This is a genomic window from Microcystis wesenbergii FACHB-1317, from assembly GCF_014696875.1.
Classification (GTDB): Bacteria; Cyanobacteriota; Cyanobacteriia; order Cyanobacteriales; family Microcystaceae; genus Microcystis; species Microcystis wesenbergii_A.
Map to the genome: position 1 here is coordinate 1 of NZ_JACJQV010000164.1, position 13,931 is coordinate 13,931.

8 protein-coding genes are annotated in these 13,931 nt (G+C 40.8%); 7 read left to right on the forward strand and 1 reads right to left on the reverse strand.

The features are described 5' to 3' along the window. The first annotated feature begins 574 nt into the window (after positions 1 to 574). The 7 genes from H6F92_RS14790 to H6F92_RS14820 all read left to right on the forward strand — a co-directional run bounded on the left by H6F92_RS14790 (position 575) and on the right by H6F92_RS14820 (position 11,540). Positions 575 to 2,299, forward strand: coding sequence for a diflavin flavoprotein (locus tag H6F92_RS14790; protein ID WP_190358519.1), 1,725 nt, complete (start codon positions 575 to 577; stop codon positions 2,297 to 2,299). 160 nt (positions 2,300 to 2,459) lie between these two features. Next, positions 2,460 to 2,960 (forward strand): phosphate-starvation-inducible PsiE family protein, encoded by a 501-nt coding sequence (locus tag H6F92_RS14795; protein ID WP_061432370.1) that lies wholly within the window; start codon positions 2,460 to 2,462, stop codon positions 2,958 to 2,960. A gap of 263 nt (positions 2,961 to 3,223) precedes the next feature. Continuing rightward, positions 3,224 to 4,969 carry a diflavin flavoprotein gene (locus tag H6F92_RS14800; protein ID WP_190358520.1) on the forward strand — a complete coding sequence of 582 codons (1,746 nt, stop codon included), beginning with the start codon at positions 3,224 to 3,226 and terminating at the stop codon, positions 4,967 to 4,969. A gap of 121 nt (positions 4,970 to 5,090) precedes the next feature. After that, entirely contained in the window at positions 5,091 to 5,864 is a 774-nt protein-coding gene (locus H6F92_RS14805) for a hypothetical protein (protein WP_190358521.1), read from the forward strand. Between the two features lie 5 nt (positions 5,865 to 5,869). Continuing rightward, positions 5,870 to 6,142, forward strand: a complete 273-nt coding sequence (locus H6F92_RS14810) for a hypothetical protein (RefSeq protein ID WP_190358522.1) — start codon at positions 5,870 to 5,872, stop codon at positions 6,140 to 6,142. A 444-nt stretch (positions 6,143 to 6,586) separates the two neighbouring features. Then, positions 6,587 to 7,330, forward strand: a complete 744-nt coding sequence (locus tag H6F92_RS14815) for a DUF1995 family protein (RefSeq protein ID WP_190358523.1) — start codon at positions 6,587 to 6,589, stop codon at positions 7,328 to 7,330. Between the two features lie 466 nt (positions 7,331 to 7,796). Continuing rightward, positions 7,797 to 11,540: a type IIG restriction enzyme/methyltransferase gene (locus H6F92_RS14820; RefSeq protein ID WP_190358524.1), complete on the forward strand. Its 3,744-nt coding sequence runs from the start codon at positions 7,797 to 7,799 to the stop codon at positions 11,538 to 11,540. Between the two features lie 240 nt (positions 11,541 to 11,780). Here H6F92_RS14820 and H6F92_RS14825 read toward each other — a convergent pair whose 3' ends face one another. Continuing rightward, positions 11,781 to 13,811: a pentapeptide repeat-containing protein gene (locus H6F92_RS14825; protein WP_190358525.1), complete on the reverse strand. Its 2,031-nt coding sequence runs from the start codon at positions 13,809 to 13,811 to the stop codon at positions 11,781 to 11,783. Positions 13,812 to 13,931: the final 120 nt, after the last annotated feature.

The following is a 13,931-nucleotide window of genomic DNA, read 5'->3' on the forward strand; positions in this document are numbered from 1 at the left end:
GCTGGCTTAGGAAGTGGCTCTGAATTTGCCAATTTGTTGACTGTTCCTACCCTGATAGCGGCTGATTTCACACTGATAAATTAACCTAGCCACACTCCAGAAAACGGGTTTCTTCGAGAAACCCGTTTTCTGGACTTTAAGACAAAAAAACGTTTCACCAGCGCGGAATAGCTGGTAAATATCCTCAAGGGTGACAGGTTCGCCCATGGACTGACATCGGAAACACAACACTGCTAATCATTTTAGCGATTCGGTCGAGAAAACCGAGGAGAGCGAGAGAGCAAAAACGGGATAAATATTAAGAATTATGTAAAAAGCTTGACAAATAGGCAAAAGTGCAGGTAGCACAACCGAGGACTAAGCTAACTTGTGGATAGGATGCACAATCAGTATTCAGGTATTGATTCGGTAGGGCCGGCACTCCAATTAATAGCCTTAACCATAGAGAAAAGGTTATATAAATCTAACTAATCATTTACTTGAGTAATTGGTATTTTACAAATCGCTGAAAGCAAGTCACCATAGGAATTAAGCAAATGCAGTTCCGAATCAAATCCTGTGGGAGATAGAAATTATGGTTGCTTTAATCACCCCAAAACCCGCTAAAACCAGCCGTTTAACCACACAAATCCAAGAAATCGCCGAAAATACTTTTACCTTGCGCTGTTTGGATTGGGATCGCGATCGTTTTGATATCGAATTTGGTTTAGAAAACGGTACGACTTATAACTCTTTTGTTATTCAAGGGGAAAAAACCGCCCTAATTGATACATCTCACCGCAAATTCGATCGCCTTTATCTGGAGGAATTAACTAAACTAATCAACATCAATCATCTTGATTATTTAATTATCAGTCACACCGAACCCGACCACAGTGGTTTAGTCAAAGAGGTTTTGGAATTAGTCCCAGAAGTTACCGTGGTGGGGGCAAAAGTTGCCATGCAATTCCTGGAAAACATGGTACACAGACCCTTTAAACAGTTAATCGTTAAAAGTGGTGATACTTTAGATTTAGGTAATGGCCATGTCTTAGAATTTGTTGCAGCCCCTAATCTTCATTGGCCTGATACTATCTTCACTTTTGATGCTAAAACTGCCACCCTTTTTACCTGTGATGCCTTCGGAATGCACTTTTGCGATGATCAAACCTACGATCGAGAAAAAGACCTGCTAGAAGCCGATTTTCAAACCTATTATGACTGTCTGATGCGACCGAATGCTCGTTCAGTTTTAGGGGCGATTAAAAGAATCGAGAAATTTGAGATTAATCTCATTGCCACTGGTCACGGTCCCCTATTAAAACACCATATTTCTGATTGGGTGGGACGCTATCAAAACTGGAGTCAAGAACAAACTTCTGCCGATACTTTAGTGGCTGTATTTTTTACCCAAGATTACGGACAAAGCGAACATTTAGCTACTATGATCAGTCAGGGTTTGACCAAAACTGATGTGGTGACAGAATTAGTCGATATGAATAATGCTGATCCCCACGAAGTCAGAGAATTGATCAATCAATCGAAGGGAGTTGTCATCGGAATGCCTCCCCAATCTTCCCCGATTAACCAGACGATTTTAAGCACGATTCTTGCTGCAATTAATGGCAAACAAGCGGTAGGATTATTTGAGTCAGGAGGTGGGGAAGATGAACCAATTTTTCCCTTAAGAAATAAATTACAGGAAATCGGGGCGATCGAAGCTTTTCCTCCTCTTTTAGTTAAAGACAATTCTAATCAATCCCTCGATTTGATTGCCGATGAAGCAGGAACCGACCTCGGCCAATGGTTAAGCCGAGAAAAAACGATTAAACAAATTAAGTCGATTAACAACGACTTAGAAAAAGCTTTAGGTCGTATTAGTACTGGATTGTACTTAATTACTTCCCAAAAAGCCGATTTATCTAGTGCCATGGTTGCCTCTTGGGTGACACAAGCAAGTTTAAATCCTTTGGGTGTGGCGATTGCAGTGGCCAAAGATCGGGCAATGGTGTCCTTTTTACAGCCTAGCGATACCTTTGTTTTAAATGTTTTGGCTGAGGATAATTACCAGAAATTAATGAAACATTTCCTCAAGCGTTTCCCTCCCGGTGCCAATCGTTTTGAAGGCATTAAAACCTATACTGCTAACAATGGATCACCAATTTTAGCCGATGCCTTAGCTTACATAGAATGTGAAGTCACCAGTCGTTTAGATTGCGGCGATCATTGGGTAGTTTATTGTACCGTTAATACCGGACGAGTTGCTCGTTTAGATACCTTAACTGCTGTTCATCATCGCAAAGTTGGCAATCATTATTAACAGTTATCAGTTATCAGTTAACAGTTATCAGTTATCAGATTTGATTGTTCAGTGGATAGTGTTAAGTAAGTAGGAAGTTACCGCTTTCTTTTCCCTGATTACTGTTTACTGCTCACTGATAAATGAAACATCCAATTCTATCAATCTTAGGAGCAATAAAATGTACGAACCAATTAAAAAACCTTCCCCAATGATGGTGAGAGTAGTACAAGTCTTAGAAATGATTCAAGATTTAATTGTCATTTCTCTCTGTATTGGTTTATTTAGCTTCATGGTGTTAGAAGTCAGAGAAATGTTTATGTCTCTGCTGCCACCGATTCAATTTCGGATTATTACCGCCGATATTTTATTCCTCTTAATTCTAGTAGAATTGTTCCGATTGTTAATTATTTATTTGCAAGAAAAACGAGTTTCTATCGGTGTTGCTGTGGAAGTTTCTATCGTCTCGGTTTTGCGAGAATTAATTGTCAGAGGAGTCCTAGAAACTAATTGGACACAAGTATTAGCCGCCTGTGCTTTTCTAATAGTTCTCGGCACATTAATGGTATTAAGAGTTTGGCTTCCTCCCACCTTTGAAGGTATCGATCCCGAACAAAAAGTTTCTGAGCGTTATCGTCAACATTTAGTTAAAGAATTAACTGAAATAAACAGCAAAATTTAATCAGTTATCAGTTATCAGTTATCAGTGAGCAGTTATCAGTGAGCAGTTATCAGTTATCAGTTATCAGTTATCAGTTATCAGTGAGCAGTTATCAGTTATCAGTTATCAGTTATCAGTTCACTGAGAAAACTCCCCACACCCTGCACCCCACACCCCACACCCCACACCCCACACCCCACACCCCACACCCTACTCCCCCGATGTCGGGGGGGTTGGGGGGGGTCACACCCCACACCCAACAACCAACAACTAAATTAACAATTATGACCACTAATACTTTAATTCCCAATCCTGCTATCAATAATCGCTCTCGCGATGTTCAAACCGCCGAAATTGCCGATCAAACTTGGGTTTTTCGCTCGCGTACTTGGGACAGATTAAAATTTGAAATAGAATATGCTCGTCAACGGGGAACCACGGCTAATTCCTATCTTATCCGGGGCGATAAAACTGCCTTAATCGATCCTCCTGGAGAATCCTTCACCGAAATTTATTTAGAAGAAATTCGTCAATATGTCCCCTTACATCGTCTCGATTATCTAATTCTAAGTCACGTTAATCCCAACCGTATCGTCACTTTAAAGGCATTATTAGCCGAAACCCATCAAATCACCCTCCTCTGTTCTAAAGCTGCCGTCAATACCCTGAAAAATGCCTTGCCTGATGCCCAAATTTTGGGCATACGAACCGATGAAATTCTTGATTTGGGGCAAGGTCATCAACTCAGTTTTATTAATGTCCCTACGCCGCGCTGGCCTGATGGAATCTGCACTTTTGACCAAAAAACCCAAATTTTATACAGCGATAAATTCTTTAGTGTGCATCTGTGCGGTGACGATATTTGGGATAAAAATTGGAAAGAATTAGACGCAGATCGTCGTTATTATTTTGATTGTCTCCATGCCGTGCAATCTAAAGCAGTAGAAACAGCCCTCGACAAAATTAAAGAATTTCCCGCCCAATATTATGCACCCGCCCACGGTCCGATAATTCGCTATAGTCCCAGTCGTCTTGCCCACGATTATCGTTATTGGTGTCAAGAACAAAAAACTCGACCCCTACAAGTGGCCTTATTATATGCTTCTGCCTACGGAAATACTGCCACCCTGGCCCGCTCGATCGAACGAGGATTATTAGAAAATGATCTGGCCGTAGAATCAATCAATTGTGAGTTTGCCACCCCTGCCGAAATTAGTCAAGCGATCGAAAATTGTGACGGATTTATTATCGGTTCTCCCACCTTAGCCGGTCACGCTCCTACCCAGATTCAAACCGCTTTAGGAATCGTTCTTTCCACGGCAGCAAAAACTAAATTAGCCGGGGTTTTTGGTTCCTACGGTTGGAGTGGAGAAGCTGTCGATTTAATTGAAACTAAACTCAAAGATGCCAATTATCGCCTCGGTTTTGAATCCTTGCGCGTGCGTTTTAGCCCCACAGAAAGCAGTTTACAAGCAGGTTATTTAGCCGGAGAAACCTTCGCCCAGACCTTGAAAAAAACCAAAAAATTGCGGGTTCCCCAACAGGGAATGACCGAAACACAAATCGATCGCACTGCCCAGGCCGTTGGTCGGATCGTCGGTTCCCTCTCTGTTCTCACCACTCGTCAGGGCGAGGATCATGCTGGTTTCTTGACCTCTTGGGTATCCCAAGCCAGTTTTAACCCCCCGGGGCTAATTATCGCCGTTGCTGACGAACAAGCCGCCGATCGCCTCATCCACTCAGGAACTACCTTTACCTTGAATATTCTCAAGGAAGGGCGCAATTTACGCCGCCATTTTTCCAATTGCATCAAATCCGGCGGCGATGTCTTTACGGGATTAGAAACCCAAGTCGGGGAAAATGGCTGTCTGATTTTAAGCGAAAGTCTCGCCTATCTAGAGTGTACGGTGAAAGAGCGACAACCCTGCGGCGATCGCTGGTTAGTCTATGCTACCGTCGAGCGGGGTCAAGTTTTGGATAGTAACGGTGTCACCGCCATCGGTCATCGCAAATCCGGTGGTCAGTATTAAAACTGGACTAGCGGGGTCAAGCTCCTGACTTTCCCCGTGTGGTCAGCCTAGATTTCTGGGAAACAAATGTTATGTTAGTATCTAAAGTTATCATTCAGGGCTATTTTGTCTTTGTTTTCCCATGAAAAAATTGCCGTTAATCCTATCGGTGGGGAGTGTCGCTTTATTGTTGGTGGGATGTCCAGCTTCTGACCAAGCTAATCAATCCCCACCGATTACCCAAGAAACCCCCACCCCCTCTCCTAGTCCCCCGGCTGCCCCACCTCCTGCCTTTAGCGGTGCTGTGCAACCAGCCACCGAACCAGCCACCCCAAGGGTAGCTGGATTAATTCCTGCCACCGATCCCGACCAAAAACGGGCAGAAATTAACCGCGGTCGCAGCGATCCCTTCGCTATTTTGCCGCTGCAGCCCAATATTACGATTACAGCGGAAGAAAAACCCCCAGCTGGGACTCCAGCGGCCACTGGCGCAGCTGCACCAGGAGGTAATCGTCCCGCCGCCGCAGCTGCACCCGGGGGTAATCGTCCCGCCGCCGCAGCTGCACCAGGAGGTAATCGTGCCACTCCCAGACGACCGATAGTTAAAGCGCCGCCACCGCCACCGCAACCAACGGAAGCGGCAGCAGTGCAAGTATTGGGCATCATCCGGTTGCCTACCAGTCCTATGGCGATCGTGAAAGCCCCCGGAGAAGCCACGGAACGTCGAGTTACCCCCGGTTCCACCCTCTCTAATGGTTTAATTTTAGTTAAAGCGATCGATACTAATCCCGATAATCCCTATATTGTCTTAGAACAATACGGTCAAACTATTACCCGTCGTTTAGGGGATGGTGTCCCTGAACCCGCCGCACCGCAAGCCTCGATCGGCTATAATATTTCCGAATCAGGAGAATAAAACCCGTGCGATCGATTGCTATTCAACAAAAACAAACCATTATTTATCCGCGAATGTCCTTGGCTATCTATCGAGAATTAGCCAGCCATTTACAACAGGTTCAGGGTGTCGAAACCCATCTCACTCCCCAGCAGTTCCAACAATTCGATTATCACCAAAGTCAGATCGGTAGTTTAGAAATTAACTATACCGAGGCTTTTCAGGAAAGCGATCGCCCTCTGGTGACGGCAATTCTCGATTATTATGCCCAACGTCACGGCTCCTATCAGCTTTCCTAAGCTTTCTCTCCTCACCTTTTCCCCGATTACCGAATTTTCTTCTTAAAAACTAAAAGTATTTTATAGGATTTATCTTAATGCTGGGGATGATGCCAAATCCCGTCACACTTCATCTATTAAGGGTAGGGTTGATTCATGAATCAACCCTACTATAAATCAACCATACTATGAATCAACCCTACTATAAATCAACCCTACTATAAATCAACCCTACCTTTTATAAAAATTAAAATCTTTCTGATTTTAAGCCACCGACGACCAGAGGTAATCACTGATAACTGATAACTGCTCACTGATAACTGATAACTGCTCACTGCTCACTGATAACTGCTCACTGATAACTGATAACTGCTCACTGATAACTGATAACTGATAACTGCTCACTGATAACTGATTACTGCTCACTGATAACTGATAACTGATAACTGATAACTGATAACTGAAATGACCCTACCCAATTCCCTAGAAGAAACGATCCTGCAAGCGAAAGCCGCCACCCAACTGGCTCTAGAATCGGGAGCTAGACGCATACAAGTGGAATTAGTTATCCCAGAAATTGCTCTACAAGCGCAAGCTTTAGCCCTTGATTTTACCTCTATTTTTGACAGTTATGGTTCTGGTTTAAGGGTAATTTTTCCCGATACTGGGGCCGCCATGTTAGCTCGACGGGATTGGGGAGAAACAGTTTTTCAACTGGGAGATTTAGGTAGCCGTTTTATTCCCGTCGAAAACAAAATTAAGCCCGAAGATGAAGCTTTTTTAGTTGTTTGTCCCTCCTCGGTGGAGATTAATTCCGTAGAAAAACTCTGTTACCTCGCCGAAGATCGCCCCGTAGTTCTTCTAATTCCTCAATTAGAAGATGTATCGGTAGTGGGTATCGGTTACGCAGCCCGACAATTGCGAGAAAGATTTTTAAGTATCCTAGAAAGTTGTTATTATTTTCGTCCCTTGGAATCAGCGATCGTTTATCGTTCCTATCCTTCTTTGTGGCAAGTTTGGCTAGAAAAAGAAGACGGTTACGAGTTAATTTCTGAACAATCCACTAAACCCATGGGCGAAGCTTTAGAAAATCTGATTCTGAAAGCTTCTAGTAATAATCCTAATGATAGTTCTAATCCTGCTAACAAAGCCAAAAAGTCGGGTTTATTTGCCACTATGGGACGCTTCTTAAAAGCATTGCAACAGTGACATACTCCCCCCGTCACAGCTTAGCTTGACGGGGGATTATTTCCACATTGCTGTTAGAAATTCCTGGCTTCTACAGATTGACCTCGATTGCAACTTTTGTTCCTCTATTTTAATACTAAATCCGGCTATTAAAAACTGATTATTTATTCCCCTACCCTCCCCTTGCCCCCGACCCCCCGTTTACAGTTTTACGGACAATTATAATTACTCACTTGCATAAATGAGATGCTACCAGTGTTTGACCCCCCCGATGTCGGGGGGGTAGGGGGGGCTGCCTCTTGCATGAGTATAACCGATCATTTGGCAATGCTATATATAATAAAATTAATCGGTAGAACGTAGGTTGGGTTGAAGCATGAAACCCAACGCCAGATCATGTTACGCTACCGCTAACCCATCCTACAAATAATTGTACCTCCCTACTTATAATAAAATTAGTCGGTAGTTTCCCTAGAGGTAAACTTTTATGATCGTCAATAAGCGAGAACTCAAGCAAACCTTAAATCGGGTGTACTTGAAAATTAAGCCTGATACTGAAACAATTCAGGTTTTTCAAGCTAATTTAACGCGCTTATTGGAGCAATGTGACAGCAAAAAGTCGGAAGAGTTTAATAAAAATTTGCTGATAGATTTTTTAAAAAATACCTATTATACCGATCGCTATTTTATCAATACAAAAGAGCGCATTGATCTGGTGATTCATAATAACCAGGATGTTAAAAGTCCAGTGGGGGTCATTTTTGAGACTAAGAAACCTACTCGGACAATAAATGCAGAAATGCCGAGACTGGATAATCTCAACACTAAGGCTTTTCAGCAGTTAGTTTTATATTTTCTCCGCGAAAGGGTGACGGATAAAAATCTTGAGATTAAACACTTGATCGTGACAAATATTTATGAGTGGTTTATTTTCGATGGCAAGATTTTTGAGGAGTTGTTTTTTGCTAATAAGGCTCTAGTTAACCAGTTTTGCGATTTTGAAGCAGGGAGACTGAGTAGTACAAAAACGGATTTTTTCTATCAACAAATTGCCGAACCAGCGATCACTAAAGTTATTGAGCAAATTAAATTTACTCATTTTGATCTGCGAGATCTGGAAAATTTAGATTTGCTTGATATCTACAAGATTCTTTCACCAGAACATTTACTTAAGTTACCTTTTGTTAATGATAGTAATACTTTAAATAAGCCTTTTTATAATGAGCTTTTGTATATTATCGGTTTGACGGAAATTAAGGATAAAGGGAAGAAGTTAATCGGACAAATGAAAGAAGGCGATCGCTGTGATGGTTCCCTGATTGAAAATGCGATTAGTCGGTTGGATAGTTTAGATAAAATTGCACAATTAAAAAATCCTGAAGAGTTTGGAACTACGGATGAGGAACGGCTTTATAATGTGGCGTTGCGGTTATCAATTAATTGGATTAATCGGGTTTTATTTCTCAAATTATTGGAAGCGCAATTAATTAAATATCATCAAGGCGATCGAGATTTTGCCTTTCTCAATTTGGCGAAAGTTCCCAGTTATGATGATCTCGATAGTTTATTTTTTGATGTGTTAGCTAGGGATACAAACAAGCGCGAGGCTAAGGTTAAAACGACTTTTGCTCATGTACCTTATTTAAATAGTTCGCTATTTGAACCAACGGAGACGGAACAGCAAACTATTTTTATTGGCAATTTGCGGGAGCGAACTTTACCCATTTTTGCAGGTACGGTGCTAAAAGATAATCAGGGTAATAAGCGAGTAGGCGAGTTAAATGCGTTGGCTTATTTGTTTGAGTTTTTGGATGCTTATAAATTTGATCGAGATGAGTTAGAAAATCCTCAAGAAGATAGCGAAAAGTTAATTAATGCTTCGGTGTTGGGGTTAATTTTTGAAAAGATTAATGGTTATAAGGACGGTTCTTTTTATACGCCGAGTTTTATTACCATGTATATGTGTCGGGAAACGATACGAAGAGCGATCATACAGAAGTTTAATGAAGTAAAAGGCTGGAATTGTCAAACTTTAGATGATTTATATGAACGAATTGAGGATAAAAAAGAGGCGAATACTATTATTAATAGCCTGAAGATTTGCGATCCGGCGGTGGGTTCGGGACATTTTTTAGTTTCAGCTTTGAATGAGATAATCGCGATTAAGAGTGAGTTACGGGTTTTATTAGATACTTCGGGTAAGTCCTTAAAAGATTATCGGGTAGAGGTGCGAAATGATAAGTTATTGGTTTACGATGATGAGGGGAGTTTATTTGCTTATCATCCGAATAATAAAGAAAAGCACCGGGTACAGCAAGCCTTATTTCATGAGAAGCAAACGATTATTGAAGGGTGTTTATTTGGGGTGGATATTAATCCTAATTCCGTGACGATTTGTCGCTTGCGGTTATGGATTGAGCTTTTAAAAAATGCTTATTATCGAGAGGATGGCACTTTAGAAACTTTGCCAAATATTGATATTAATATCAAGTGTGGTAATTCTTTGATTAGTCGGTTTGGGTTGGATGTGGATGTTAAACAGGTTTTACAGAAGCAGAAGTTTAGTATTGAGCAATATCGCAATGCGGTACAGACTTATCGCAATGCGGAAACTAAGGGACAAAAGCGGGAGATGGAAACGCTGATTGCTAAGATTAAGGCGGGGTTTAGTGCTAATTTATTAATTGGTGATCCCAAGAAGGTGAAGTTACGTCAATTACAAGGGGAACTTTATAATCTGGAAAATCAGGGTTTATTGTTTGAGGAGACTAAGACGGAGCAAAAAGCGCGGGAGAAAAAAGTAACTAAGTTAAATAATGAGATTGATAAGCTAACTGCTGAAATTGCAGATATTGAAAGCGGTAGGCTGTATAATAATGCTTTAGAATGGCGGTTTGAGTTTCCCGAAGTGTTGAATGATAACGGGGATTTTGTCGGGTTTGATGTGGTGATTGGGAATCCTCCCTATGGGATAGATTTTTCAACCGAAGAAAAAGAGTTTTTAAAAAAATATTATGATCAAATTCATGTCCGAACTCCAGAGTCTTTTAATTATTTTTCTTACAGATACCAAGAACTTACAGGTAAGCAATCTTTGTGTTCCCTAATAATTCCCTCTAGTTTTTTAAATCAAATTGAATTTGAAAAAAGTAGAAAATTAATACTAGGTAATTACAGTCTTATCTTAGACATTAATCTTGGAGATGGAGTATTTGAAGATGTTACAACTCCTACCTGCATCATTAGTTTTTCTAAAAAAATATTAAACAACTCAATTCTATATGCAGATCTATCAGATGTAGAAAGAGATAAATTACCAGTTGAGCTAGATAAAATCAATAATCTCATTGATCAATCCAATCTTGTTTCTAATCAAGCTTGTAGCTTTGTTTTTAAAAATCATCATCAATTAATTGAAAAATGTTATTCAGGGAATCTAACTCTTAAAGATATTGCTGAAGATGTAGCTACTGGAATTAGTCCTGGACTTGCAGATGCTTTTATACTTAAATCAGATGAAGCTGAAAGTAAGAAATTAGAAAAAGACATAATTAAAAAACTAATAATTGGAGGAGAAATAAACTCTTATTGTTTACAGCCTAAATCAGAGAAAGTCATAATTTATTTTTCTTCGGACTTAGATGTTAAAAATTATCCCAACATTATTAAACATTTAAGCTTATACAAAGACAAACTAGATAATAGAGTAGAAACTAAAAGTGGTGTTATCCCTTACTATGTAATGTTAAGACCTAGACGCAAAAAATTATTTACTGAGCCTAAAATTTTAATTCGACAAACTGCGAATAGAATCATTGCTGCTTACGACGAAGATCAATGGTATTGCCTTAAAAGTGGAATAATAGTTCAGTTGCCAAATAAATCAGAAGTGCAATATTTATATTTATTGGCTGTTCTCAACTCTAAATTGATGAATTTTTTATATAGTGATTTAGTTAATGAAGATGTGAGAATATTTCCAGAAGTAAAGCCAGTACAATTATTTAAACTTCCAATTGTAGTTCCTAAAAGGCAAATACAAATAGCATTAGAAAAAATTGTTAATAAAATTCTCGCCGCTAAAAAAGACGATCCTAACGCTAACACAAGCGAATTAGAAAAGCAGATCGATCACTTAGTTTACAAACTCTATCAACTCACCTATAATGAAGTAAAAATCATTGATCCAGAATTTGCCCTAACAGAACAAGAATATCTGGACTTACCCTAATTTATTCTCTTACCCCCCCGATGTCCTGTAGGGCTAATTCATGAATTAGCCCTACAATGGGTGTTGTCAAATTGAAAGATGCTGGGAATCAGCTTTGCCTTTTGCATGAGTGCCTTTTGCCTCTCCTGATATGTAGCCTAGACTCAACGGATTTAGTATGATATCCTCGCCTTATCTAGAAGTTTTTGGGAAATCCCCCCCTCCTAAATCCCATCTTTCTCATCACTATTTTCAGAGAAATTAGTCCTCTTGTTTACTTAATCTTTCGATCAATTGGCGTACTTCTGTCTCCTCTTGGGTTTTTCCCTGCTGTTGATAAAGAGTAGCAACGGTTTGAAAATCAGCGAAAGCCTCTTTTTTGTTACCCATGTTGTATTTTGTCCAAGCACGGTTATACAAAGCATTAGCATGATTGGGATCGAGCTTCAGGACTTGATTATAATCTGCTAGGGCTTTAGACCATTCCTTGCGAGCGTAGTACAAACTACCCCGCAATACATAGGCTGATTTGGCATTAGCATCAACTGCCAGAGCTTGCTCGATATCTTTGAACGCTAAATCAATTTGGTCTAAATTCCCATGTGCCAAAGCCCGTTCTAGATGAATATTAACCAATACCGGTGATTGCGCCAAGGTCATCGGAGCCAAACCCTTGCTGTAACTTGCCATAGCCACCTCAGGAGTGATCGCCAAAACTCGTTGATAATCTTTTTTGCTCTTTTCGACCTCTCCGATCTGCTGATAAAGTAGGCCTCGATTCAAGTACACTATCGGTAGGTTGCCATCGATCTGCAAAGCTCGCTCGTAATCAATCAAGGCATCGCGCAAATTGCCTAAATGAACTTGTATCGCCCCTCGATCATTGTAAACCGATGCCAATTCTGGTTGTAGGGCAATGACTTGATTGTAATCGACCAGAGCCTGATTAAAATCTTCTAGGTGAGCGTAGGCATGACCTCTTTGGTAGTAAGTCAGAGCATCATCGGGTTTAATAGTCACAATTGCCGTAAAATCCTCAATAGCACCTTTATAGTCTTGTTTTTGGTATTTTTCTAGTCCTTGTTGCCATAAAGAACTTGTATCCTCGGGAGTGATTGCGGTAGCAGTATTGGCTGGGGGAACCTCTAGGGACAAATCAGCCAGATCGTGAGAGGGAATAAGACAAACATTACCACTGGTAAGGTCAGTCACGGGAATTTTTTCTTTGCAGGGAGCAGTAGATTTGGAACCATCCGATAAAGTGACATTACAGAGATTAGACCGGTCTAATTCTGTTTTGTCTAGTTGCGCTCCCGTTAGATCCGCATTACTCAGATTAATATTGGTCAGACGAGTCGAAGTTAGGTTCGCGTGGTCGAGAATGCCATTCACCAAGTAAGCTTGATCAAGATTAGCTTGACTGAGATCTGCTTCGCTAAAATTAGCGTTTCTTAAATCAGAGCCTTCGAGCAGGGTTTTGATCAGTAGTGCTTGCCTGAAATCGGCCGCCGTTAATTGTACTCCTTTTAATAGTGCCTGACTGAGATCCGCCTTCACAAAAGTCGCTCCAGTTAGATTGGTCATTTGGGAATCATAGTGAACAAAGGTGCCACCATAACCAGCGATCGCCGTTCCCAGGGAAACCACGTTACCTAAAGCTTGCCACCAAGGAGTTTGAGCTTTATCGGGTGAAAAATCCGCACCTTTAAGATTGGCTCGATCAAAATGAACACAAGGCGCCCACACCGCTCGTAATTTCGCTTGTTCTAAGTTAGCCCCTTGTAGATCCCCATAGACCAGAAAAACTGGTTTGCCGTCGTGCATGGTCAGATCTGCCCCTTGCAGATTGGCCGATTCTAGCAACGCTCCCCGTAATTGTACCCCGCGCATTTGGGCCTCAACTAGATTGGCATTTTTTAAGTTGATAAAATCCAAGTTAGCGTTGACTAAGTTCGCTTTGGCTAAATTCGCCCCTTCTAAGTTGGCCTTTTCTAAATTAGCGTGGATTAACTTCGCTCCTTGTAGGTTTGCTCCTGCTAAGTTAGTATTAGTGAGATTGGCATCCTGCAAATTGGCATTTTCTAGATTGGCATTTTCTAGATTGATATTACTGAGATTAGCTTTGCTAAGATCGCAGTTCGGGCATTCTTTGGTTGCTAACAGTTGTTTCATTTGTTCGGCGTTTGCTGCTTTAGCCATGAGATTATTACCAGAAACGCTTACTAAACCAATGCTGATCACAAAGAGTCGCCAAAAAACTGATGATAACCTCGGATAAGTATTGCTGTCCATACCTTTACCCCCCGCAACTTTTTAAGTTTTTATCACTGAACGACTTCTATTTTGTATTGCTATTCTTGGGTTGTTGCCCTTGTCCTTAATGTCTCGAAAATTTTATTGCTATATAATATG